A 26,375-nucleotide genomic window follows, 5' to 3' on the forward strand; every position below is an offset into this window, starting at 1 on the left:
AACTTATACTATCAAGAAAAATCCAATGGCGCGGAGAGGTTTTAGAAATACCCTTCCGCGTTATTTTATGATTTCTGGGTAGTGTTTAATTATTTATTAACAAAAATTTAAATTTTCGCCACAAAACTGCCATAATTGAAAACTATAATTTTTAAGAAGCTTATAATTAGAAAGCTTCTAAACTCTATAAAAACTATTGCGGAAGGAAGTGAAAAAAGTGCAAGTAAATTCTATATCTAGTTTATTGCAATTAGGACAGCTTCAAGGTTTAACTGGTAATGAGGTCGCTTTATCTACTGATAATACTACTTCTTCCTTTGCATCTTTGCTTCAAGGAATGCTGCAAAATACTCAAGGAACCGCTTCAACAGCCAGCTCATTATCTTCAGGCGAAAATAGCTCAATAAGCGGTTTAGGTTCTTTGTCTGTAGATCCTCAAAAATTAGCTCAAATACTCCAGCTGCAATCCATGGAAAATATGCTTACAAGTGCGGAGTCTACAGATAGTAATAGCTATGATAACTCTGATGGGGATTCAGATAATAGTACAAGCATTATGCCAGATACTACGAATGATATGTCCCAAATGTATAGCTACATACTTGAAGCATTAAATCAAAACTCTAACCAAACTACTAGCTCTGCTCAGACATTAACTGATGCTAGCGGCTTAGTTAATGCCAGCTCTAATGCAAGCAGCAGCACTAGTACATACTCATAAAACTTGTATATGAGTAGAGGGAACTTTTAAAGAAATAAAATAGACATCTAGAGAAATTTCTCCAGATGTCTGTTTTTATATATATTTAATGGCCTTAATAAACTATATTGTTCTTTTAAATGGGATATAATATAAATATATTGCATAGCAATATATTTAATAAATTTTGCCAAGCAAAATTTTTAAAGGGAGAAAAAGCATGAGTATAAAAAATAATAAAGTTAAAGCCTTTATAGGTACCTATACAACTAGTGAAGGAAGAGGAATTTACAGCCTTCAGCTGGACTTAATTACTGGAGCAATAGATGATGTCAAGTTAGAAGCTGAATTAGGTAATCCAACCTATTTAAACATTGATAAAGACAATAGGCACTTATATTCTACAATAAAGAAGGGTGAAAGCGGTGGAGTGGCAGCTTTCTCCATTGATTCAGATACTAGGAGCCTCAAACTGCTTAACTATGAGGTATCAAAAGGCAGTTCCCCTTGTCATGTAAGCCTAAATTCTAATAACACCTATGTATTTTCAGCAAATTATCATAGAGGCATTGAGGAGGTTTATCCTATAAAGGAGGATGGATCAGTAGAAAAAGTTGTATCTACTGCCGTTCATAAAGGCAGTGGCCAAAATAGAGAAAGACAAGAAAAGCCTCATATCCATTTTTCTAATTTAACTCCTGATGAAAAGTATCTATGTACAATAGACTTGGGTATAGATATGCTGGTTATTTACACCTTAGATAAAGGTATTTTATCAAAACATAAGGAAGTAGTCTTAAAACCTGGCTGCGGTCCCAGACATATGGACTTTCATCCTAATGGCAAGTTTGCCTATATTGTTACAGAGTTAAGTTCAGAAGTTATAGTATTAGAATATGATCCTATAAAGGGAGACTTTAAAGAGCTTCAATACATTTCTGCTCTACCTTCTGACTTTAAAGGAGAAAGTCTTGGAAGTGCAATTCATATATCACTTGACGGGAAATATCTATATGCATCTAATAGAGGCCATGACAGCATAGCTGTTTTTAAGATTGACTCATCTACTGGAAAGCTAACTTTTGTGTCACATACATCCACTGATGGAAAACATCCAAGAGATTTCAATATTGACCCAATGGGAAAATTTCTTATTGCTGCAAATAGAGATACAAATAACGTAGTTCCATTTTTAATAGATAAGTTATCCGGCAAACTTATTCAAGTAAATTCAGGAGTTTCAATTCCAAATCCTGTTTGCATTAAATTTTTAGCAATATAATTTATTGTTTAAATTTATTAACAGTATTAATTTAAAGGAACCAGCTCTGAAGTGCACCCCAAATGTTAGACACATATAACATTTGGAGGTGCACTTTTTATGCCAAACAAAATTAAATATTCATTAGAAATTAAATTGAGGGCAGTAAAGGATGTATTGGAACTTGATATGTCACCACTTACTGTCGCAAAATCGCTTCACACTGCAAAAACTGTAGTTCTAAGATGGGTAACTCGTTATGAGAAATTCGGGACAGATGGACTTTCTATGAAGTCAGGAACATATACTGGTGATTTTAAAGTTCATGTTGTAGAATATATCCATAAGAATAATATGTCATTTTTCCAAGGAGCAGCTCATTTTGGAATACCAAATGACACAACTGTAGGTATATGGGATCGCATATACTGTGAGGAGGGTCCTGAAGCTCTGTACAGAAATAACAGAGGGAGGAAAGCTAAAGTGAAGAAAGATAAGGATAAAAAGTCTAACATTGATAGGTCAACAGATGAGGATTTGATTGCAGAGGTTCAACGTCTTCGAATGGAGAATGAGTACCTAAAAAAATTGAATGCCTTAGTTCAAGCCAGGGAAAAATCAGCGAAAAGGACAAAGTAGTTGTTGTCACCGAATTAAGGCATAAGTATAAGTTAGCTGATTTATTGGAGCTTGCAGGCATTGCTCGCAGCACATTCTACTACCGTATAAAAAGCATGGAGAAGCCTGATAAGTATGAAGATGTTAAGTCCTCTATCACTCAGATTTATCAAGAGAACAAAGGCAGATATGGCTATCGAAGAATTACTTTTGAACTGCGCAATAGAGGATATATTGTGAATCATAAAACTGTTCAAAGGCTAATGAAGCAGTTGGGATTAAAATGTATGGTTCGTATTAAGAAGTATAAATCATACCGAGGAGAAGTTGGTAAGATTGCACCAAATTTGTTAATGCGTAATTTCAAAGCAGATAAACCTAATGAGAAGTGGGTTACTGACGTAACCGAGTTCTCTATCTTTGGGAGGAAACTATACCTTTCACCAGTACTTGATCTGTACAACGGAGAGATTGTAAGCTACAACCTATCTGAAAGGCCTACTTTCCATCAAACAATTGACATGCTTAAAAAAGCATTTGAGAAGATTCCAGATGACACACAACTGATACTCCATTCAGATCAAGGGTGGCAATATCAAATGCGGAAATATCAAAAAATGCTAGAGAAAAAAAGCATTAAACAAAGCATGTCACGTAAAGGTAACTGTCTTGATAACTCCGTTATGGAGAACTTCTTTGGCCTGTTGAAGACAGAGCTGCTATATCTACAAGAATTTGAAAGCATAGAACAATTCATCGATGAATTAGTAGCTTACATAGATTACTATAATAATAAACGTATCAAACTCAAATTAAAAGGACTGAGCCCTGTTCAATATAGGCTTCAGTCCTCGAAAGTAGCTTAGTTAAATTTTGTCTAACTTTTTGGGGTCAGTTCACTCTGGTTCCTTTTATTAATACCACTTTTTAACCTTTTTAGCAATATATGAAATTCCTTTTGATTTTAAATTGATACTTCTATTTTACAGCTGTTTTATCTTCAATTATTGATAGCATTGGAAACATTTCATTATAATGCTTTTGAATAAATAGAGCATTTCTTTTTTTATAAAGCCTTTCTGCAAGTTTATCTGCTATAGGAATTAAAGATCTTTCATGACTGCACTGCACAGGTGATACTTTATTAATACTCCCTGTTGCCTGTTTATTCATACAGCCGCAGTAGTGATTGCAGCGCTCTTTAATTGCACAATCATTGCAGCTCTCTTTTTCTTCTTCATTTAATTCATACAGCTTAGCTTGTTTTGACAGAATAATTCCCGTGTCCACATTTCCTATACAATATTCCTTTTCTCCTACAAATTGAACACAGGGATACAAGAAGCCATCAGGAGCCACAGATATTTGTTTTTTACCTAATTCACAGCGTTCATGACAATAATTATCACCATTTATATATGAACTGATTTTAACTTCAAAAGGACTTAAATAAAATTTATCCTCTTTCATAGTTCTATCCATATAAAATTCTGCTAATCTTTCATATTGTTTTTTTAGTTCCCTCATGTGTTTCTCAGTCCAATGAGCTTCATAATTTAAAGAAATTATTATATATCTAAAGCCTTTTTCATAGAGATACATTACTGAGTTATAAAAACAATTTACTGTGTCTGGATTTACTACCATCATAACAGGAGCATAGGGCCTTGCTCTAAGTAAAAGTTCAATTTTATCTGAAAGAATAGAAAAGGTTTTATTACCATGACTATCAATTCTGTGTTTATCATGAGCTTCCTTTATTCCGTCATGACTTAAGGCAATAAAAATATCCTCCTTTAAAGATAGCTCCATAAAAGCTTTATCTAGAAGAAGACCATTAGTGGTTATCTTAAAGTAGAAAGAGCCCTCCCCCTTATTTTCCTTCCACCTGCAGTATTCTATTATGTCATAAATCAAGTCCTTACAAAGCAGTGGTTCACCACCAAAAAATACTATTCCTGCAGGTTTATTTTTTCCTTTTGAAGACATGTCAACTGCCTTTCTAGCAGTTTCTGTACTCATTGTCTTTACATTTTCATGATTAACATAGCAGTAGCTGCAATTCATGTTGCAGCCATTGGTTAAATGCAAGGTATAGTGCATAATATTCCCTTCTATCATATTTATTTTTATATTATCCCTTGAGCCTTAAGCCACTCAAAAAAATCCTTTACCTGCTGTTTAAGTTCCTCTTCAGCCTTGAGCTTTGCTTCAACATCCTTTAGAATCACTCCATATTGCGGGCTTATCATTGGATTATAGAAAACTCCCACAGAAGTATCTCCATGATTTTCATTTATTCCATCTCTAAGAACCTTAGCAGCAGATAAAAAATCATAGGTTTCCACAGTAGAAAACATACCTTGATTCTTTTGCCATTCCCTGTAATCTATTTGAGATACAAACTCAAAGCCTATTTTCTTAGCTTCGTCAAAGCCGTCTAGCTTTAAGCTGCCCATATGCGTAGATACTATTGCTTTTCCATTTGTATTTTTAGGTTCTGGATATAAATTCGTATACGGCAGGTTTATATTTTTTAGTTGCAAACCTGATTTATCAAAGCTAATACCATAATTTTTAGCTTCTTCCTGAATTACTTGAAAAGCTTCTTCCTCAGATATAAAAGAAGGTGGTGCAACAGAATCACATCCGAAGCTGCCTCTACCACTACCATGTTCAAATATGGGAGCAACTAAAGCCTTTTTTTCTAAAGTACCATTTTTGTTCACAGCTTTTTCTGTATTATCGCAAGCGCTTAAAGTAATCATTAATAAAGTAGAGAGTGCAGTAGCAGCATAAATATTATTTTTCCACCTGTTAGGTAAAAGTCTTAATATTTCGGGGTTTTCTAATACAGCTCTCCTAGTAGGATAATTAGGATTTTTGTATTTATTTACTGGAGTTATTTTCATAACATTTCCCATCCTTTAACATTTTTATATTTAGTAATACGTTTTATATTTTATATAGTCATAAATAATTTATAGAGTAGTCTAATTCTTAATAAAATTGTTATTTTCGTAACAATTTACAAAGTTAATATATTAAATTACAAATATTGAGAATAATGCAGGAAAATCATATTCCCTTGCATAAATATATAATGGGTGAGAATTTTTTATTGTTTTTAAAGGAGATGTTTTTTATGTTTAGCCTAACAAATGCAACTACCTTTGAGATAGTTGCCATATGGTGTGTACTTTTAATTGCATTTTTAGGCTTGGGGTACGCTTTAATGTTAAGAAGCCAAATTCTTAAACATGACAAGGGCACAACTAAAATGCAAGAGGTGTGGGGAGCAATAAAGCTTGGTGCTGACGCTTATTTAAAACGTCAGCTAAAGACTATAGTTCCTTTAATAGTTATACTTACCTTTGTTTTATTTTTATCAGTCTACGTAGTTCCACCTTCAGAGGAAGCTATGACTCGCTTTGCAGGGAAATCAACTGATTCTGTAAAGGTTATAATTGGCTTTGGCCGTGCAATTGCCTTTATTATGGGAGCCTGCTTTTCACTTATGGTAGGACAGTTTGGTATGAGAATGGCAGTTGAGGGAAACGTTCGTGTTGCCTCTGCTTCCACCAGAAGCTTTGGAGAAGCCCTTAAAATTGCCTATAGAACTGGAACTATTACTGGAATGCTTACTGATGGGCTTGGCCTTCTAGGCGGAACTTTAATATTCATGGTGTTTGGCGTATCTGCACCAGACGCTCTTCTTGGCTTTGGTTTTGGGGGAACACTCCTTGCCCTATTTATGAGAGTAGGCGGAGGTATTTATACAAAAGCTGCTGATGTGGGAGCAGATTTAGTAGGAAAGGTCGAAGCTGGTATTCCTGAAGATGATGCAAGAAACGCTGCTGTTATAGCAGACCTTGTTGGTGATAACGTAGGCGATTGTGCCGGAATGGCTGCTGATATTTTTGAATCCTATGAGGTTACTATTGTTTCTGGATTAATTTTAGGTCTATCTCTTATGAAAATAAATAATGGAGATTTAAAATGGATTGTTTTCCCTCTTCTTGTCAGGGGTATAGGGGTACTTTCTTCTATTATAGGTACCTACTTGGTTAAGGGCTCTAAGGATCTAAAAAACAGCAATGCCATGAGCTCCATAAACAAAGGCTTTTATATGTCAGCTCTATTTAGTCTTACAGCCTTTGCTTTCTTAGCTCACTTTTACATGCATGAATGGAAAGCTTTCTTCTCTGTTGGAGTAGGTATTTTACTTGCCATAATACTAGATGAGGTAACAAAATACTTTACAGATACTCATTATAAGCCAGTAAAAGAAATAGCTTCTTCCTCTGTAACAGGCTCTGCTACTTTAATTTTAAAAGGTCTTGCTACAGGTTTTGAAAGTGCTGTATGGCAGACTATAGTTATTGCTGTTACAATCCTTAGCTCCATATTAATTTATAATGGCATGGGCGTCAGCTACGTACTTTATGGGGTTGCCATGACCGGCATAGGTATGTTGACCCTTACAGGTAACAATGTTGCAATGGATTCCTTTGGGCCAATTTCTGATAATGCAAATGGAATAGGTGAATTGGTTGGCCTTGATAAGGATGCTAGAAAGGTTATGGATCATTTAGACGCTACAGGAAACACAACCAAAGCAATAACTAAAGGTGTAGCTATTGGTTCAGCTGTTATAGCAGCTCTTTCACTATTCGGCTCCTTCCTTACTGATGTAACAAAGATTCAAGCTCAACTTAATGTTAATGAGGGGCTAAGGCTTATCTCAACTGGAATTAGAGTTTCAGAACCAAAGGTTTTCATAGGCTTACTAATTGGTGCATGTATACCTTGGCTTTTCTCTTCACTTGTTATTAATGCCGTAACTCGTGCAGCAGCAATGATAGTTGAAGAAGTTAGAAGGCAGTTTAGGATTCCAGGATTAATGGAAGGAAAAGTTAAACCTGATTATCAAAACGCAGTAGATATTTGTACTGTTTCTGCTCAGAGGGAACTTATTGGTCTAGCACTTATAGGAATCCTCTCTCCAATAATTGTAGGTATTCTTTTGGGTGTAGAATCCTTAGGAGGCTTCCTTGCAGGGGTAATTGTTTCAGGGCAGTTTCTTGCTGTATTTATGTCAAATACTGGCGGTGCCTGGGATAATGCTAAAAAGACCATTGAGGACGGACTTTATGGAGGAAAAGGCTCTGATTGTCATAAAGCAGCAGTTGTAGGAGACACAGTTGGTGATCCACTAAAGGATACAGCTGGCCCTGCTTTAAATCCTATGATAAAGGTAATGAATTTAGTATCACTATTGGCTGCTCCGGTGCTTGTACAATATAAAGCCTCAGATTTCGGTATGGTAGCTACTTTATCAATCTGTGCTGTAGTTGTTATTGTTTCAGTTTTATATTCTAAAAGTGGTGGTTTTGGATTTTTAAAGGCTAATAAAGGTGCTTCAATAAAAGAAACGACAAAGCTTTAAAGAGATTTTAAACTTATCATTTACGGAATAAGATAGAAACGCGTAAGGGGCTTAATTAAGTTCCTTACGCGTTTTCTTAATATTCAGTGTATTTAGGGGCTAATATTCTTACTCTAAATCATTATATATATCGTAATATTCTTCGCCCCAGTATTTTTGTATGAATTCATCTCTTCCAGAGATTTTTCTGTCTTCCTTATATTCTATGGGACTCTTTTTATAGAAATCTTGATGATATTCCTCTGCTTCGTAGAAGGTACCTGTTGGAAGAATTGGAGTTACTATAGGCCCTGGGAACCTTTTGGATTCGTCTATTGTTTTTTTAGATGCTTCTGCCTTTATTCTTTGATTTTCAGTTGTGTAAAAAATGGCAGTTCTATAGGAAGGTCCTCTATCCTGAAATTGTCCCCCATCGTCAGTTGGATCCACTTGTCTCCAATAGGCTTGAAGAAGCTTATCATAATCTATTACCCTAGGATCATAAATTACCCTTATAACTTCATAATGTCCTGAGGCTTGAGATTTAACATCCTTATATGTAGGATTTTCTATATGACCACCTGTATAGCCTGATTTTACTTCAACAATTCCATCAAGCACATCAAAAGGAGAAACCATACACCAAAAGCAGCCACCTGCAAATATAGCAGTTTCATATTTGTTTTCACTGTTGTTCTGAACCATTTTTAATCTCCCATCTTAATTTTAATTTTTAATATTAGCAGTAACATATAGTGCTTCTAATCAGCTTTACTTCTTTATTTAAACTATTAGTTAAATTTAAGTAAATATCTTTTTCAAAAGGTGCTGCATTTATGCAAATAGAATCACCTTGTAGAAGAACAAACGTTGTACTTTTCTCGGTAAAAACTTGAATTTCACCTTCTATTAAATAAAAAACTTCTGTTAAATAATCTGCTTCCTTATTTTCAAGTTTTAATTTTAAATTCTTTCCTGCATCAATAGTTATTGGCACCAGAATGCCCTTACAGCCCTCAGACATCATAAGATTAAAATCTGTTACCTTTCCATAGCTGTTTGTAACCCAATCACCTTTAAAGCAATCCTGCTGAAAGCCCTTAAGTAGTACTTTATGATGTCCCTCATGTTCAAGTAAAAGTTCACCTTTCAAAACCAAAATAATCCTTGAAATCCCAGGCAGGCTGGTAAAGGTTGATTTTTCTGCCTCTACAGTTGCAGAGCTTAATCTCCATTTAAAATTTCTTTCACTATAGGAGGTCTCAGGGGGGAATATTAATAGCTCAGTAGTTCTTCCCCCTGACCAGTTACTTGTTTTATAATCCTCTTTTTTTAAAATGTTAATATTGTATCCCATATCTTCCCCCACTTGTACGAAAACTAAATATTCACATCAACAATATGATTTTGTCTATGCTTCCCAACAAAGAATACTGCTAGTGCCCCTGGACCACCATAAGTACCCACTACTGGTCCTACATAGTTTATAATAACGTCTTTCACTTTCACTTCTTTCAAAATTGCTTCCTTTAGTTTCTCAGCTTCTAAATAAGCGTCCCCATGGCAAATAGTTACTATTTCTTCTTCAGGGTTTTCCATCTTAGTAACAACAAATTCAGAAAGCTTTTTAATAGCACTTTTTCTGCCCTTAACTTTAAGAATTGCAATAACCTTTCCCTCATTATTTAGAGTAAGAATAGGCTTTATATGAAGAACTAAGCCTACCATAGCAGCTACGGTAGAAATCCTACCGCCTCTTTTAAGATGGTTAAGGTCGTCAACGGTTATATAGGTATTTAAGTTAAATTTAGCAGCCTCCATATAGCTTACTATTTCTTCAAGTCTTACTCCATTTTTCTTCATCTCAATTGCTTTTATAACCATTAATCCTTGCCCTAGAGAAGCAGTTAATACATCTACTATTACAATTTTTATTCCGATAAACTTGTCTTCTATCATATTTTTAGCAATATTAGCACTATTATAAGTGCCGCTTAAACCAGAGGATACACAAATGTAAAGAATATCCTTGCCTTGACTTGCTATCTGCTCAAAGGTCCTATAAAAAGCTTCCGGACTAGGCTGAGAGGTTTTAGGTATCTCTCCTTCCATCATACCTTCATAAAATTCCTTATAGCTCAAACTTTTCCCGAAGTCATCCATATACTCTTTACCTTTAAAGTTACAGGTAAGGCTAACGTAGGAAATATTATTATTTTCTATATATTCATATGGTAAATCACAACAGGAATCAGTAATTATACTATAATCTTTCATAAGTAAATCTCCTCGTCTTTAATATCCTCTTTTTCTTATATAATTTTTAACTTTCCATAGTTCTTTCAGCCCACTTTGAATCTTTTAAAATAGCCCTTCCTACTCCAATAAGCTCTGCCTTACCTTCAGAAAGAAGACTTTCAGCAGCTGAGGCCTCTGTTATTCCACCTGTTAGAATTACAGGAATAGATACCACTTCTTTAATTGCCTTTGTAAGAGGTGAAAAATATCCTTGCTCTGAAACCCCTGGTACTATATATCCACAAAATCCCCCTGAAATATCAAGAATGTCAATACTCGCCTTTTCAAATTCTACTGCAGCAAGCTTACTATCCTCTATAGTTGCTCCGCCCTCCATATAGTCTGAAGCACCTAATCTTAATAATATAGGAAACTCACTGCCAACTGCCTCACGAACTGCTTTAATAACTTCAATATGTATTCTTATACGCCCCTTAACATCTCCACCATATTCGTCTGTTCTTTTATTAGTCAGAGGAGAAAAAAATTGATCTAAAAGATATCCATGTGCAGAATGAATTTCAACAGCGTCAAAGCCTGCTTCTTTAACTCTCCTAGCAGCTTCTTTAAATGAATTAACTATATCTGAAATATCTTTCTTAGTAAGCTCTTTTGGCATACTGCCTTGTCTTGGATTCATAACAGCTGAAGGTCCAACCACCTCACAGCCTGTAACTTCTGACTTAGCAGCACTTCCAGCATGGTTTATCTGCATTACAGCTTTTGATCCGTTGCTGTGAATAACACTTGCTAATTCTTTTAAATTTAGAGCATTTGAATCTTCAGCTATAGAAAGCTGACCTGCGCTGGCTTTTCCATCTTGGCTTATAAAGCTATGCTCTATAATTATCATTCCAATAAAACCACCCTTAGACTTTTCTTCATAATAATCTAATAGAGCCTGGCTCACCTTTCCATCCTCTTTAGACTTAGAAGTAGCCATAGGTGGCATAACTAGCCTATTCTTTAAAGTTAATCTATTTAATTCAAGTGGTTTAAGTAAATTCTTCATAGTAATACCTTCTTTCACAAATATTCTGTGTGATTTCAATAATATAGTTATTATACACTTTATTATTTATTGTTATCAACTTATGTAAAACAGTAGAATATGATGTTTTTATATTGCCTAAATGGGAAGTGCTGATAATACTTTTGAATTTAGTCTTTCGTTATACCTTCAATAGAATAAAATTAATAAAAGGAAAAACTACACTCATTATATTAATGAGTGTAGTTTTTTGCTCTGTAAATAATATTAGTCATTTTTAAATGTTTCTTTAGAGAATCTTAACTACTTTCCATAAATCACTGGTTCTTTATTAATTTTTCTAGATTACAAACATTACTACAAACAATATTGCTATAACATACATTGGCTTTGGTATTTCCTTATGCTTTCCTGTAAGTAATTTTATAAGCACATAGGACATGAAGCCAAAGGCTAATCCATCAGTTATGGAGTAAGTTAGAAGGGTAAGTATTAAGGTTAAAAATACTGGTAAGCCTTCTGTAAAGTCTGAGAAATTAATCTTTGTTATTGGCTCCATCATTAGAAGTCCTAGTAAAATTAAAACTGGTGCTGTTGCAAAGCCTGGTATTGCAGTTAATATTGGTGAGAAGAAAAGTGATAGTAAGAATAAGGCAGCAATAGTTAATCCAGCAAGACCAGTTCTTCCCCCTTCAGCAATACCTGCAGCTGATTCAATAAAGGCAACTGGTGTTGATGTTCCAAGACAGGAACCTATGGTTGAACCTATAGCATCTGCAGTTAAAACCTTATCAGCATTTTGTACATTACCATTTTCATCAAGATAGCCAGCCTTTGAAGCTAGTCCAATTAACGTACCAACACTATCGAATATATCTATAAAAAGCATTGTAATAATAACTGGAATAATTCCTATAACCATTGCGCTCTTAAAATCAAATTGTAAAAATACCGGGCTAACTGATGGAGGCATTGAAACTATTCCACTAGGAAGCTTAGCAGCTCCAAAGATCATACCTAAAACATACACTGAAAGCATTCCTATTATAAAGGAACCTTTAACATTCTTGTAGTATAAAACCGCTATAATAACTACTCCTGCAAAAGCTAGTAATACAGTAGGACTGGTTATTTTACCAAGACCTACTAAGGTTGCCTGATTTGCTACTATGATACCTGCATCCTGAAGACCAATAAAGGATATAAAGAATCCAATTCCAATACTTATTGCATATTTTAAGGTTTGTGGAACACTATCTATAATTGCTTGTCTAACTTTAAAGAAATTTAAAAATAAAAATATAAGTCCTTCAATAAATGATGCTGCTAAAGCAGTTTTCCAAGAAAATTTCATTGTAATACAAATTGTGAAAGTAAAAAAGGCATTTAGTCCCATACCTGGGGCCATTCCGAAAGGATAATTTGCTACTAGAGCCATAATTAAGGTTCCTATAAAGGAAGCAAGTGCTGTAGCAGTAAATACTGCCTTTATTGGCATTCCAGTGTTGCTTAAAATCTGAGGGTTAACAATTAAAATGTAGGCCATAGTCATGAAGGTTGTTAAACCAGCTAGTATTTCTGTTTTAACAGTTGTGTTGTTTTCAGAAAGCTTGAACACTTTCTCTAAAATTCCTCGTTTTGTCTTTGGCACTGATGTGTTTAATGCATTCTCTGTCATGGGTATCCTCCTAAAGTGATTATTTTGAATCTGCAATAATTGCAGCCCTTAAATAATTTTAAAAGAAAAACTCCCCAGATAAATTAAGGGAGTTTATAAATAGGAAATACCTATACCTATAAACACCCATAGTCAGACAATTTACGGCAGTCTGGTAGAAACACTTAAACCATATCTCTAAGCATATACGGGGGTACGTTTTTATTCCAAATTATTTAATTGTTCGGCATTTTTCAACCGATAGCATAATAATACACTATATTTTTACACAAATCAAGCATTTTTTAATATTTTACGAACTTTAAAAAATATTTGTATATAATCATTCGGTAAATGTTTACATTGTTTATTAATACTTTAATAAGGTAATAATAAATTCTGCCCCTTTTCCCATTTCGCTTCTAACCTCTATTAAACCATTATGTGCTTCAATTATTGATTTAGCTAAGGCCAGCCCTATTCCAATTGAATCACTTTTCTTAGAGCCTTTTACCTTATAAAACCTCTTAAATATATTCGGTAAATCCTTTTCTTTTATTCCTTCTCCATTATCTTTAATTATTATTCGTCTATATACAGGATTTTCACATATTTCTATTCTAATTTCACCGCCGCTAGGTGTATGTTCTATAGCATTTTTAATTATATTGTTAAATGCCTCTACAAGCCACAGCCTGTCATGTTGAAACATCACTTCTTGAGTTTCATGGAAACTAATATTTATGTTTTCTTTTTTAGCCCTATCTTCAAAAGTTTCTATGGATTCCAATAAGCTTTCATTTAAGCTTATATTTTCTTTAGAAAACTCTATTGCATTAGCGTCAAGTCTTGCAAGTTTTAGTAATTGTTTAATAAGCCAGTTCATTTTATCCAGCTCATTTTTATCATTTAATAAAAAAGTTTTTCTTTGCTCCACTGTTAGTTCCTTGGTGAGCATTATATCATTATATAGAATCATAGAAGATAAAGGGGTTTTCAGCTGATGGGATATATCAGAAAGTAAATCCACTAAGAATTGTTTTTCTTTTTTAAGTTCATTAATATTATTTCTAATTACCTGCCTCATTGAGTTAAAAGCTATGGATAGCTTTGATAGATCTCCTTCCTTGTCTTCACTTATGAATGTATCATATTCTCCTTCTACCACCCTCTTAGCTGCTGAGGTTAATTTTCTTACTTTATCGTAGAAAAAACCATATTGAAAATAATTAAATATAAATAATGTAATTGCTAAACATAAAAAAATAACCACCATGTAATAATTGTTTCGAGTTAGAGTTTCCTTCATATAGGGAAAAAAACTATAACCTGTTTCCCCATCTAAACCATATTGGGCTAATAGGTTCTTCCCCTCTAAAGCTTCTTCCTTTGATATTTCCTTGGTAATAATGGGCATAACCTCTTTTTCAAGGCTGGGATCTTTATCTATAACTTTTACAGCTATTGCACCAATACTATTTACATAGCTGTTCTTTAAGCTGTCATAATTAAGCTTTTGTATTAGCATTGAAGTAAATAAAAATAAGCTTATTATTGCTAGTAAAACTGTAGAGCTTATCTTTAATTCTGGATTGTTAAAATATGTTTTCACCTTGCATTAACCTCCATTGCCCACATATAGCCAAGTCCCCTTTGAGTTAGGATGTATTTAGGTTCTTTATCATTATCTTCTATTTTTTTCCTTATTCTTTTAATATAGACAGATAGGGTATTTTCATCAAAAAATGCCTCTTCCCCTTCTGTAAGCTTATTTAGTATCTCATTTCTCTTCATAAGAGTCTGAGGCTTACTCATAAAAATTAAAAGGAGCTTATATTCCTGAGATGTAAGCATAATGTTTTTATTCCCTTTTTTAACAGCTGCAGTTCCAGTATCAAGAGTAATATCTCCGCTTATCAACTTAACTGCCACCTCTGCAGCCTTAAAATTCCTTCTAAGCAGTACCTTAATTCTAGATAATAATTCTCTTACTCTAAAGGGCTTTGTAATATAATCATCACCGCCTATTTCTAGTCCTAGAACCACATTGACTTCCTCATCAAGTGCAGTTAAAAATATTATTGGAACCTCACTTTTATCTCTTATATACTTACATAAATCATATCCATTGCCATCAGGTAGATTGACATCCAATATAATTAAATCAAGTTTTTCTGTTTCAAATAGTTCTATAGCCCCTCTATAAGATGAAGTTCTGGATACATCATACCCTTCATCCTTTAATGTAAATTCTATACCCGCTGCTAGAGCCTCATCATCCTCTACTAAAAGTAATCTGCTCATAATCTTACCCCTTTTTATCCTTTATATTTTTAATAATACACAATTAACGCACTAAATTAAATAACCTTACATCTTATAATTATATTTGATGTAAGGTTATATTCTTATTCTTCTCTTATACTGTCTATTAAATTATCCTCATTGACTCTTCTAAGTGGAGATAAAACTGATAGATATCCAATGAAAATGGCAAATGCAGCTGCAATTATCATAGCCTTAATGGGAGGCATATAGCTAAATTCCCTTATGCCATGCATACTTTTAAATAATAAATAAGAAAGTCCAAGCCCTGCTGTGCATCCATAAACACAACCCATAAAACCATATAGCATTCCTTCAATAATAATCATCTTTCTTAGTCCCCTTTGAGTAAGACCTATGGATTTTAGGGTTGCAAATTCTCTTCTCCTTAAAATTATATTTGTAGTTAATGTATTAACTATGTTAACACAACCTATTAAAGATACTACAACTACAAAACCATAAAGTAAAATTTGAATCATCAATATACTTGTTTTTGATTTGTTATTTATATCAATATAATTTATTAGCTGTAATGAAGAATTAGTTTTAATTAAATTCTCTATTTCACTTGTTGCTTTAGCTTCATTATTAATATCTTTGATAATAATATTAATACCTTGTAAAGTAATAGAATTTGGTTTTGCAAGTTTTTGGGCCATCTCTTCAGTAGTAATTATTTTAAGACCGCTAGAATTGCCACTGAAATTAAAAGGTTCCTCCTTAAGTGTAGCAATAACCTTTACCTTTTTAACCTCACCGCTTCCAAACTGTTCTTTACCATTACTCAAATTATCCGTATTTTGCAGCAATATTTCATCTCCAACCTTAATATCTGTAACTGCTCCAATATAGGATTTATTAGTTTTTATGTTAAAAACCTGATTTTTATTAATAACTATTACCCCGTTTTCATTATTAATTTTATCTATATCAATATTTCCTGATTGAAGGTACTTTTTAGAGGCCTCTAAAGCATCTTTATCATATACCATTATATTAGCATCTAGTTTAAATTTATCTTTCCCTTCATAAGTTATATCCTTATAAACTGTTCCAATTTCCTTAATATCCTTTACTTCTTTATCTTTATCAATAGCTGCTTCAAAGGGTATGGTATTATATCGCTTATATATTTTATCTACAAAATTAAATTCTCTAATATTATTTATTAAATTACTATCTATGGATTCCTTTGCTTCCTGAGCTCTGCTGCCAAGTAATATAGAATAATTTACTTTAGTAGATTCATTAGTAGAATCGTTCATGACTAGAGCTATATCCGTAAAGTACTTGAAAGTTACAAATAAAACTACACTTATAACAATAGAAAATACAGTTATTCTATATCTTTTTCTGTTTCTCTTAATGTTTTTAATGGCTAATTCTCCTTCAAAGCCAAGGAGCCTTTTAATAATTATACTTTTTCTTCTTTTAATTTTATCCTTCTTTATAGAATTTCTGCTGCTGATTGCTGTAAGCGGTGAAATCCTTCCAGCAAATAATGCAGGCATTAATGCTGAAAAATAAATAGATAATAGTCCTACTGCAAAACTTAGCAGCATTATTTTTAAAGATACATTAGGAACTATAAAATTATCTGCGGTTCCTCCAATTAATTTAAAAGTAATGCTTATTCCATAAATAGCTATAACTCCGAAAATGAGTCCAATAGGTATTCCAAAACCAGCTATTATTGCAGCTTCCTTAAATACAATATTTCTTATTTGCTTAGGTGTGGCACCTATGGCCCTTAAAAGTCCAAATTCCTTTATTCTTTCCACTACACTTATTTGAAAAGCATTGTATATCACTGCAATGGTTACAATTACAACTACGGATATAATAATACCCAAGGTCATATTTATTGAATTATTGGTTGAATTATCTCCTGCTCCCTCCATTGTAAGAAGCATACTATTTTCCTGAATTTGATTCTTATTAACCAGGCTCTCAATTTCTTTCAATGCAGCTTTAATATTAGTTTTAGAATTTATTTCTATAAGCAGAGTTGCATTTTTAATACTTAAATTGTTATCTTTTGTAATAACTAACCCAGTACTTTCTATTTGTGTAAATGAATTGTCCTCTAAAATTCCGCTTAAAATATACTCCTTATTATTGATCTTAATTTTACTGTTAAGTTTTGCATCCTTGTCTATATACCTAAGAAGCCATCTTTCAACTGCTATTTCCTTATTATTCTCCGGTAGTCTTCCAGATTTAAGACTTAAAGGAAGAAGCTCTAATGCCTTATCTGAAGCAATTATTACATTAGTAGATAACTTATCTGTAAGTCTTATTGGGCTTCCAACCTCATAAAGCCCGCTTCTTGAAACCTTAGGATTGTTAGTAATCTTTGAAGCTATATTTTCATCTATCTTACTAATGGCAGCATGATATGATCCCGTACTTTTCTTAGCGTTATCTATTCCTGCTTGCTGAAGGCCATTAAAGAACAGTCCAATAGAAGATATTAACGCCACTGATAAAATTACTCCTACTACAGTTAATATTGTTCTTTTTTTGTTTGACTTTAAATATTTATTTGTTATTTGTTTGTAACTATTAATCAATCTTTATCCACCCCTGCATTTCTTAATAACACATAAACATAATTAAGCTTTATGCCTGCTTGCTTTTTAGATATTTATCCGAAACTATTTCCCCGTCTTGAATAGTAATTATTCTGTCAGCCATGGCTGCTAAATTAATGTCATGGGTAATAAGCAGCAGAGTTTGATTGTATTTTTTAGCACTTAGCTTTAAAAGTTCTATTACTTCCTTTGAATTTTTGCTGTCTAGGTTTCCCGTAGGTTCATCAGCTAAAATTATTGACGGCTTATTAAGCAGCGCTCTTCCTATGGATACCCTTTGCTGCTGGCCCCCCGAAAGCTCAGAAGGCAGGTGAGTTTTTCTATTTTCAAGTCCTAATAATTTTATAATTTCATTTAAATATTTTTTATCCACTTTATCATTATCCAGAAGTGCAGGAAGGGCTATATTTTCTTCTACATCAAGTACAGGTATTAAGTTAAAAAACTGAAATACAAAGCCTATTTTTCTTCTTCTAAAAATAGCAAGTCTTTCTTCTTTATAATCGTAAATACTCTCTCCGTCTATTAAAACCTTTCCATCTGACGGTCTGTCCAGACCCCCTAATAAATGTAGAAGTGTACTCTTTCCAGACCCTGAAGCACCTACTATAGCTACAAACTCTCCTTTGTTTATAGACATATTAATATTATTAAGTGCCTCTACCTTGTTATCACCTTTTCCATAAGTTTTATTTAAATTTTCCGTTCTCAATATTTCCATAAATTTCTCCCCTTAGTTAGTATCTTATTCTATACGTAAATTATATTATCCAATTGTTTCTAACTCCATATCTATTAGCTTACATAAAAAGAGTTTAACTTACATTTTAGTAAGATTAGCATAGATTTCAGTCTATTTTATCTTGTTTTTGCTATACTAATTAAATAAAAAAATATCCTAGAGAGGATTAACTCCCTAGGATTATCTAATTTTAGGATTTGTTAAATATTATTTGTTAAAAAGTTGCTTTTAAAGCATATTTTGTTGTTTTACTGTATGCCCCATTATAGCCTACAACTTCTACATAGTAAGTTCCTGAACTAGCACTATAACTTATTGATTCGGAGGTTGTACCTGCATTTTCTGAATATGCCACAATTGTACCAGAAGAATTTCTTAAATATAAATCATAATCTCCAGGAAGATTTGTTAGGCTTATAGATATAGTTCCTGAGGTAGTCTTGCTTATCTTATAATAATCCACATCAGTACTTGAATAAATATAAGCATTATAGGTTGTTCCAGATATAATAGCATATGCTGTACTTGTAGAATCATTTGGCTCATATGGGTCCACTGAACTACCCGAAAACGTAGCTTTTAAGTTATAAGCTTGAGTTGTGCTGTAGGCACCATTGTATCCTATTACCTTTATATAGTATGTGCCAGCTGCAGAATTACTATAGGTTAAACTTTCAGAAGTTGTACCTCCATTTATTGATTGTGCAAGCACAGTGCCTGAAGAATTAACAAGATATAAATCATAATCTGCAGGAAGATTTGTTAAGTTAACTGTGATGCTTCCGGCTGATGTCGGGCTTACTTTATAATAATCTATATCCGAACTTGAGAATATATAGGAATTATATACTTGATCAAAATTAATAGCATAAGCTTGAGAAATAGTATTGTTAGGTTCATAGGTATCCTGCGCCGAACTTCCTATCCCTACTGTGGTATAAGCAGAATTAATGGCTGAAACCTCTGCACCACTTGCACCATAGAGATCAGTTGCTGCCTGAACAAGTCCGCTCTTTGATCCTGAAAAATCAGTAGTAGATATAAAGTAATTTGTTAATGCTCTGTAATAAATTCTAGCTGTTTTATCGCAGCCAATAGATTGAGCTATTAAGTAAGCTGCCTTATTAGGAATTCCACTATTTGTATGAACACCACCATAATCAGAAGTGGTGTTTACATATCCACTCATTGTAGAAGGCTGTCCATATAGCCCAGGATTGGCTAAACTTCTAAGGGCATCTCCTGAAGTACCTGGTGTATACACATCATCTCCCACTACCCAATCTGCAGTATTAAATGTCCATGTTCCTCCTCCTTTGACATTATATTTATCATAAGTTTCAATTAATACTCCAAAAATATCTGATAATGATTCATTTAATGCACCCGGTTGGTCTTGATAATTTAAGTTTGCTGTACTACTGTCAACTCCATGGGTCATTTCGTGGGCAACTACATCGAGATCACCACTTAAATAAGTAAATTGAGTGCCATCTCCATCGCCGTATACCATTTGAGTTCCATCCCAAAAGGCATTATTGTATTTTGAGCCATAATGAACAGTAGATATTATATTCATTCCACTATTATTAATGCTATTTCTATTAAATAAATTCTTATAAAAATCATATACCATTCCAGCATAATAATGAGCACTAACTTCAGCTTTATCGCTAATTGTTGTAGAAGTACTAGTTGCCAGTGTTCCAGGCTCTACCTGTGCATTGTTAGCTGTATAGGATGTAATCTGACCTGTCATTGGCTTAGTAACATCCTTTAACTGATAAATGGTACCAGATTGGTAAAGATTCAAGGCCTTAACTGTTCCATCAACAGCTGTTCCGCTTCCCGTTACTGCACCATCATATCTAATGTTATTATCCACTTTTACTACTTCACCAGAACTAGTTTCAACATATACATCCCAATTTCCTATTTCGGGAGTATTATACTGAATATTTATTTTATATACCTGGTAAGCTTTATCTTCCTTTATTAATACTTCCTTTTCAAAAGAAGCCGCTTGTCTAAGTTCTGTAACCCCAATCTTATTTTTAGCGATTTCTATGGCTTCTTTAGAAGTAATATTTTTTGTTCCGAGTTTTGTAACAACATTAACTTTATTTTCAATATTTCCAGTGAAATTTACTATATATCCATCTTTGTCAAAGTGTACAGTAATTACTCTATCCTTTATCTCATATCCATCTAATATCTGTGACAGCTTTACATGAGTATACCCTAGCTCATCTTTAGAAATATTTTTTCCCTTTAGATCATTTTTACTACCTTTAAAATCCAATAGTTCTTTATTTTCTTCTACAAATTTCATTGCTTCATCTGTACTTGGTATTCTTTTATCACTTAACCTGCCAGATATAAATATTTGGTGTCCGTTTTTATCGCTTGTTTCCATTTTTAATTTTCCTGAACTTTTTTCTTGCATGGAAGAAATTATTTGTCCTTTTTTATCAAGCTCTTTTGCATTAACCTTTGTGAAAGAGCCATAAGATGTAGCAGTGGATACAAGCATAACGAATGAAGCAAGTAGGGCAGTAACTTTTTTATTCATATTATCCCCCTAAAATTTATTCACAACTTGCAATTTCTGAATTTAAAAAATCAGATTCTATAAAAGCTTAAAATGATTTTGCAAATTCATATGCATTTGTGATATACATTTTATTTTATGCTTTAAGTTACTAAATTTTGACTTAATTTTTAAAAATATTATATATAAACTTGTTTAATAACTGGTTCTTTACTAGCATTATTCTTATTTATTTTTTTTAATAAATTATGCGGCTTATTGTTAAAAAGTAGTTGAAATTTAGTATAGATAAACTTGCTATTGCAAAAAATACCCTAGAATATTTCGTTAATAAAAAATTTAAATTTGTAATCGTTTATCCATAAGAATTTAAAAAAAGGGTTATTGACATAATGTATAGTACTGAGTAAAATATATTTTGTATCCGAAATATTTTTATGCAAATAATTTTAAATCGAAACATTTAAAGAAGGTGATAAAATTTGGACACAGAAGAAGTAAATGAAGGTGTTAGAGTAATAAAAGTAATAAAAAAAGTGATGCATGTTTTTAAGCAGAAGATGGGCGGTTGCTTTAAGGAAATGAACTTAACAGGTACTCAAGGAATGCTTATAGGGACTTTGACCCACCACGGAAAGATGAAAGTCAGCGATTTAAGCGAAACTCTTGGATTATCTAACAGTACTGTATCAGGAATACTGGATAGGCTTGAAAACCAAAGCTTAGTTGAAAGAATCAGAAGTAAAGAAGATAGAAGAGTAGTTTACGTTGATGTCACTACTAAATGTAGAAAAACCTTTAAAGATCAACATGCGGAAATTAATACGATGTTTCAGAACATGATTAATAAAGCCACTCCTGAGGAACTTAATGTAATATTTAAAGGTCTAGATACACTAGAAAAAGTTATTGAACGAGAAGAAGAATAAGAATATGCCAGGAGGAAAGTAATGACTAAAATATTAAAATATTTAAAACCATTTATTGGTCTCATTCTTGCCGCAATAGTACTGTTATTTGTTCAGGCTATGTGTGATCTTTCACTGCCAGATTATATGTCTAATATAGTTAATATAGGCATACAACAGGGCGGTATAGAAAATGCGGTACCAGAAGCAATTAGAGCAAGCGAGATGAATAAGCTAGAAATATTTATGAATTCAGATGATAAGTCTGAAATTTTAAGCAATTATACTTTGGTTAATAAATCTAGTACAGATTATGATAAGTATGTTAAAAAGTATCCTGTTCTAGCAAATGAAGATATTTATGTTCTTAATAAGGTTAATCAATCAGAAATTGATAAAATGAACCCAATAATCGGAAAAGCTATTCTAACTGTTTCAGGAATAGACAAAATGAAGGCTGATGCCAAGGGCGGGGAAATTAATTTTAATGGAACTAAGCTTCCTGCAAATACTGATTTATTTGCATTATTTTCAAAGCTTCCTGAAAGTCAAAAGTCAAAAATAACCGATGATATGGATAAGAAGTTTACTGCCTTAGGTGACAAAATGATTATTCAAGGTGCTGCCAATGGGCTTAAGGATGAATATAAGGCTTTAGGAATGAATACAGATAAAATCCAAAGCAATTATGTAATTAAAACAGGCGCTTACATGCTTGGTTTATCATTACTAAGTGCACTTGCTGTTATAATAGTAGGCTTTCTTGCATCAAGAACTGCTGCAGGATTATCAAGGAACTTACGTAAAGCCGTATTTAGTAATGTTGAAAGATTTTCAAATACAGAGTTTGATAAGTTCTCAACAGCTTCACTTATAACTAGAACTACAAATGATATTACTCAGATTCAGACACTTATTGTTATGGGTATTAGAATGTTAATTTATGCACCAATCATAGGTGTAGGAGGCGTTTTAAAGGCTTTAAATAAGAGCCAATCCATGTCCTGGATAATAGCTTTAGCAGTTGTAGTACTTTTAGGTCTAATATTAAGTGTATTTACAGCAGCTCTTCCAAAATTCAAGGCTATTCAAAAGCTTGTTGATAGATTAAATCTAGTTACTCGTGAGAGTCTTTCTGGAATGATGGTTATTAGGGCCTTTAACACAGAGAGTTTCGAAGAAGGTAGATTTGATAAGGCTAATAAGGATCTTACAAGCACAAATTTATTTGTAAACAGAATAATGGTAGTAATGTTCCCTGCCATGATGCTTATAATGAACGGAGTTACCCTTCTTATTGTATGGGTAGGCGCACATCAAATTGCAAACTCCAGCATGCAGGTTGGTGATATGATGGCATTTATGCAGTATGCTATGCAGATTCTATTTGCCTTCTTAATGATGTCCTTTATGTTCATTATGATTCCAAGAGCATCTGTTTCAGGTCAAAGAATTGCAGAGGTTATAGAAACAAAGCCTTCAATTCTAGATCCAATTAAACCTGTTAAGTTTGAGAAATCAGAAGGCGTTGTGGAATTTAACAATGTATCCTTCAGATATCCTGGTGCCGAGGAAGATGTAATTAAGAATATAAGCTTCAAGACTAAATCAGGTGAAACTACTGCCTTTATAGGTTCTACAGGCTCAGGTAAAACTACACTTATTAATCTAATTCCACGTTTCTATGATGTAACTGATGGAGAAATCCTTATTGATGGAGTAGATATAAGAACAGTTACTCAACACGACCTAAGAGATAAAATTGGCTATGTACCTCAAAAGGGTTCATTGTTTAGCGGAACCATTGAGTCCAACTTAAAATATGCAGATGAAAATGCATCAGAAGAAGATATTAAAAAAGCTGCTGAAATTGCACAAGCTATGGAATTTATTGATGAGAAGCCAGAAGGCTTTAATAGTGAAATTTCACAAGGCGGATCAAATGTATCAGGTGGTCAAAAGCAGAGATTATCAATAGCTCGTGCTCTTGTAAAGAAACCAAGTATTTATATATTTGATGACAGTTTCTCAGCACTTGACTTTAAAACTGATGCTAAGCTAAGAAAGGCACTTAAAGCTGAAACTGGCTCAAGTACAGTTCTCATTGTAGGGCAACGTATATCAACCATTAAGAATGCTGAGCAGATAATAGTACTTGATGAAGGTAAAATAGTTGGAATAGGTACTCATAATGAACTTATGAAAACATGTGAAACTTATCAGGAAATTGCTTTATCACAGCTTTCAAAGGAGGAATTGGCATGAGTGAGAATAACAAATCGAAAATAAATGGACCTCAAGGAAGACATGGAGGTCGTCCTGGCGGTGGCCCAATGGCTATGATGAAGGGTGAAAAGGCAAGAGATTTTAAGGGTACTATGAAAAAACTTATTGAGTACCTAAGCGTTTATAAATTTTCTATGTTTATAGTGCTTATATTTGCTATAGGCAGTGCTGTTTTCTCCATAGTAGGCCCAAAAATTCTAGGTAAGGCAACTACTAAATTGTTTGAAGGTGTTATTGCTAAAATATCTGGAACTGGTGAAATAGATTTTACCTATATCCAGAATATAATGCTATTACTTATAGCCTTTTATGTAATAAGCTCATTATTCAGTTATATTCAAGGTTGGATTATGTCAAGCGTATCTATGAAAGTAAGCTATGGTTTTAGAAAGGATATTTCAGAAAAAATAAATCGTATGCCTCTTAAGTATTTTGACGGTACCAATCACGGAGAAGTATTGTCCCGTGTTACTAACGATGTAGATACCTTAAGCCAGACCCTTAACCAAAGCTTAGGTCAAATTATTACTTCTGTTACAACTGTAATAGGTGTTTTAGTCATGATGCTGAGTATTAGCTGGATAATGACACTAGTGGCAGTTGCAATACTACCTTTATCCTTTATGCTAATTATGTTTATTGTTAATAAGTCTCAAAAGTATTTTAAAGAGCAGCAGGATTTCTTAGGAAATTTAAACGGTCATGTTGAAGAGATGTATGGTGGCCATATAGTAATGAAAGCCTTCAATGGTGAAGAAAAGAGTATCGAAGAATTTGATAAAGGCAATAACAAACTCTATGGTGTTGCTTGGAAATCTCAATTCCTTACAAGTATAATGATGCCTCTTATGGGCTTTGTAGGCAATCTAGGTTATGTTGCAGTATGTATATTAGGAGGCTGGCTTGCTGTAAAGAAATCTATTGAAGTTGGTGATATTCAAGCCTTCATTCAATATGTTCGTTCCTTTACACAGCCAATTTCACAAATTGCAAATATATCTAATATTCTTCAACAAACAGCAGCTTCAGCTGAACGTGTATTTGAATTCTTAGCTGAAGAAGAAGAAGTTCCAGAAACCTCAACTCCTGTTAAATTAGATCATGTAAATGGCAGTGTTGAGTTTAAGGATGTTCATTTCGGATATAACCCAGATAAGATCATAATTAATGATTTTTCTGCTACAATTAAGCCAGGCCAAAGGGTTGCTATTGTTGGACCTACAGGTGCAGGAAAAACCACTATGGTTAAGCTCTTAATGCGTTTCTACGATGTTAACAGTGGTTCAATAATGGTAGATGGTCACGATATAAGAGACTTTTCACGTAATGATTTACGTTCCATGTTTGGTATGGTGCTTCAAGACACATGGCTTTACAACGGAAGCATAATGGAAAACATAAGATATGGTAGACTTAATGCTACAGATGATGAAGTAAAACAAGCCGCTAGGGCAGCACATGTAGATGGCTTTGTTCATACCTTGCCAGATGGCTATAACATGGTTTTAAATGAAGAGGCTTCAAATGTATCTCAGGGACAAAAACAGCTTCTTACCATAGCAAGAGCAATTTTAGCTGATCCAAAGATATTAATACTTGACGAAGCTACTAGTTCAGTTGATACTCGTACAGAAGTACAAATTCAAAAGGCTATGAATAACCTTATGAAAGATAGAACCAGCTTTATTATAGCTCATCGTCTTTCAACAATCCGCGATGCAGATTTAATCCTTGTAATGGATCACGGTGACATTGTTGAGCAAGGTACTCATGAAGAGCTCTTAGCAAAGAATGGTTTCTATGCTAACCTGTACAACAGTCAGTTTGAAGGCAGTATTGCTAGCTAATAGTGTAGCAAAGTGGCAGGAGGCAATATCCTCAATTTAGTATTCAAATAATTTCTAATTAAATGGCTCAGATAGTTATTATCTGGGCCATTACTATTTTCTATGCTTAAAGACAGAACTTTTATTAAAAGAAAAAGAATAAATATTTCAACAATTTAATGAAAAA

19 protein-coding genes and 1 riboswitch are annotated in these 26,375 nt (G+C 33.4%); of the genes, 7 read left to right on the top strand and 12 right to left on the bottom strand.

Annotated features, from left to right (window positions below):
- Nucleotides 1-217 precede the first annotated feature (217 nt).
- The 3 genes from ACJDUH_RS18170 to ACJDUH_RS18180 all read left to right on the top strand — a co-directional run bounded on the left by ACJDUH_RS18170 (nucleotide 218) and on the right by ACJDUH_RS18180 (nucleotide 3,445).
- A complete protein-coding gene (locus tag ACJDUH_RS18170) occupies nucleotides 218-721 on the top strand; it encodes a hypothetical protein (RefSeq protein ID WP_406766635.1) in 504 nt (167 codons plus the stop codon).
- A gap of 199 nt (nucleotides 722-920) precedes the next feature.
- On the top strand, nucleotides 921-1,982 hold the full coding sequence (locus tag ACJDUH_RS18175) for a lactonase family protein (protein WP_406766636.1): 1,062 nt from the start codon (nucleotides 921-923) through the stop codon (nucleotides 1,980-1,982).
- Nucleotides 1,983-2,081: 99 nt separating this feature from the next.
- Nucleotides 2,082-3,445, top strand: a protein-coding gene (locus tag ACJDUH_RS18180; protein WP_406766637.1) for an IS3 family transposase whose coding sequence is annotated in 2 segments (ribosomal slippage) — nucleotides 2,082-2,550 and nucleotides 2,550-3,445 — 1,365 coding nt in all. Because the reading frame shifts where the segments join, the coding sequence is not laid out codon by codon here.
- Between the two features lie 112 nt (nucleotides 3,446-3,557).
- Here ACJDUH_RS18180 and ACJDUH_RS18185 read toward each other — a convergent pair.
- Nucleotides 3,558-4,682: a radical SAM protein gene (locus ACJDUH_RS18185; protein ID WP_406766638.1), complete on the bottom strand. Its 1,125-nt coding sequence runs from the start codon at nucleotides 4,680-4,682 to the stop codon at nucleotides 3,558-3,560.
- Between the two features lie 26 nt (nucleotides 4,683-4,708).
- Nucleotides 4,709-5,491, bottom strand: coding sequence for a hypothetical protein (locus ACJDUH_RS18190; protein WP_406766639.1), 783 nt, complete (start codon nucleotides 5,489-5,491; stop codon nucleotides 4,709-4,711).
- A 233-nt stretch (nucleotides 5,492-5,724) separates the two neighbouring features.
- Between ACJDUH_RS18190 and ACJDUH_RS18195 the strand changes: the two genes are divergently transcribed.
- Nucleotides 5,725-8,028: a sodium-translocating pyrophosphatase gene (locus tag ACJDUH_RS18195; RefSeq protein ID WP_406766640.1), complete on the top strand. Its 2,304-nt coding sequence runs from the start codon at nucleotides 5,725-5,727 to the stop codon at nucleotides 8,026-8,028.
- Between the two features lie 108 nt (nucleotides 8,029-8,136).
- Here ACJDUH_RS18195 and msrA read toward each other — a convergent pair whose 3' ends face one another.
- The 10 genes from msrA to ACJDUH_RS18245 all read right to left on the bottom strand — a co-directional run bounded on the left by msrA (nucleotide 8,137) and on the right by ACJDUH_RS18245 (nucleotide 21,189).
- Nucleotides 8,137-8,712, bottom strand: a complete 576-nt coding sequence (gene msrA, locus ACJDUH_RS18200) for a peptide-methionine (S)-S-oxide reductase MsrA (protein WP_406766641.1) — start codon at nucleotides 8,710-8,712, stop codon at nucleotides 8,137-8,139.
- A gap of 34 nt (nucleotides 8,713-8,746) precedes the next feature.
- The gene (locus ACJDUH_RS18205; protein WP_406766642.1) at nucleotides 8,747-9,364 is read right to left on the bottom strand and encodes a HutD/Ves family protein; all 618 of its coding nucleotides are present in this window, start codon (nucleotides 9,362-9,364) and stop codon (nucleotides 8,747-8,749) included.
- Between the two features lie 23 nt (nucleotides 9,365-9,387).
- A complete protein-coding gene (locus ACJDUH_RS18210; RefSeq protein ID WP_406766643.1) occupies nucleotides 9,388-10,284 on the bottom strand; it encodes a DegV family protein in 897 nt (298 codons plus the stop codon).
- A gap of 46 nt (nucleotides 10,285-10,330) precedes the next feature.
- Nucleotides 10,331-11,317 (bottom strand): NADH:flavin oxidoreductase, encoded by a 987-nt coding sequence (locus tag ACJDUH_RS18215; RefSeq protein ID WP_406766644.1) that lies wholly within the window; start codon nucleotides 11,315-11,317, stop codon nucleotides 10,331-10,333.
- 319 nt (nucleotides 11,318-11,636) lie between these two features.
- Nucleotides 11,637-12,974, bottom strand: a complete 1,338-nt coding sequence (locus ACJDUH_RS18220; RefSeq protein WP_406766645.1) for an NCS2 family permease — start codon at nucleotides 12,972-12,974, stop codon at nucleotides 11,637-11,639.
- A gap of 109 nt (nucleotides 12,975-13,083) precedes the next feature.
- Nucleotides 13,084-13,185: riboswitch (purine riboswitch) on the bottom strand.
- Between the two features lie 138 nt (nucleotides 13,186-13,323).
- Nucleotides 13,324-14,565, bottom strand: coding sequence for a HAMP domain-containing sensor histidine kinase (locus tag ACJDUH_RS18225; RefSeq protein ID WP_406766646.1), 1,242 nt, complete (start codon nucleotides 14,563-14,565; stop codon nucleotides 13,324-13,326).
- The gene (locus tag ACJDUH_RS18230) at nucleotides 14,562-15,257 is read right to left on the bottom strand and encodes a response regulator transcription factor (protein WP_406766647.1); all 696 of its coding nucleotides are present in this window, start codon (nucleotides 15,255-15,257) and stop codon (nucleotides 14,562-14,564) included. Before ACJDUH_RS18230 ends, ACJDUH_RS18225 begins: the two co-directional genes overlap by 4 nt.
- Before the next feature lie 104 nt (nucleotides 15,258-15,361).
- The gene (locus ACJDUH_RS18235) at nucleotides 15,362-17,854 is read right to left on the bottom strand and encodes an ABC transporter permease (protein WP_406766648.1); all 2,493 of its coding nucleotides are present in this window, start codon (nucleotides 17,852-17,854) and stop codon (nucleotides 15,362-15,364) included.
- Between the two features lie 49 nt (nucleotides 17,855-17,903).
- On the bottom strand, nucleotides 17,904-18,596 hold the full coding sequence (locus ACJDUH_RS18240) for an ABC transporter ATP-binding protein (RefSeq protein ID WP_406766649.1): 693 nt from the start codon (nucleotides 18,594-18,596) through the stop codon (nucleotides 17,904-17,906).
- Nucleotides 18,597-18,831: 235 nt separating this feature from the next.
- Nucleotides 18,832-21,189 (bottom strand): M4 family metallopeptidase, encoded by a 2,358-nt coding sequence (locus tag ACJDUH_RS18245; RefSeq protein ID WP_406766650.1) that lies wholly within the window; start codon nucleotides 21,187-21,189, stop codon nucleotides 18,832-18,834.
- A gap of 461 nt (nucleotides 21,190-21,650) precedes the next feature.
- On the opposite strand from ACJDUH_RS18245, the gene ACJDUH_RS18250 reads away from it, so the two are divergent.
- From ACJDUH_RS18250 to ACJDUH_RS18260, 3 genes are read left to right on the top strand one after another with little or no spacing between them, the layout of a single operon-like run.
- On the top strand, nucleotides 21,651-22,097 hold the full coding sequence (locus ACJDUH_RS18250) for a MarR family winged helix-turn-helix transcriptional regulator (protein ID WP_406766651.1): 447 nt from the start codon (nucleotides 21,651-21,653) through the stop codon (nucleotides 22,095-22,097).
- Between the two features lie 21 nt (nucleotides 22,098-22,118).
- Entirely contained in the window at nucleotides 22,119-24,341 is a 2,223-nt protein-coding gene (locus tag ACJDUH_RS18255; RefSeq protein ID WP_406766652.1) for an ABC transporter ATP-binding protein, read from the top strand.
- Nucleotides 24,338-26,209 (top strand): ABC transporter ATP-binding protein, encoded by a 1,872-nt coding sequence (locus tag ACJDUH_RS18260; protein WP_406766653.1) that lies wholly within the window; start codon nucleotides 24,338-24,340, stop codon nucleotides 26,207-26,209. Before ACJDUH_RS18255 ends, ACJDUH_RS18260 begins: the two co-directional genes overlap by 4 nt.
- The last annotated feature ends 166 nt before the right edge of the window (nucleotides 26,210-26,375 follow it).

This window comes from Candidatus Clostridium radicumherbarum (assembly GCF_045310525.1).
Classification (GTDB): Bacteria; Bacillota; Clostridia; order Clostridiales; family Clostridiaceae; genus Clostridium_AT; species Clostridium_AT radicumherbarum.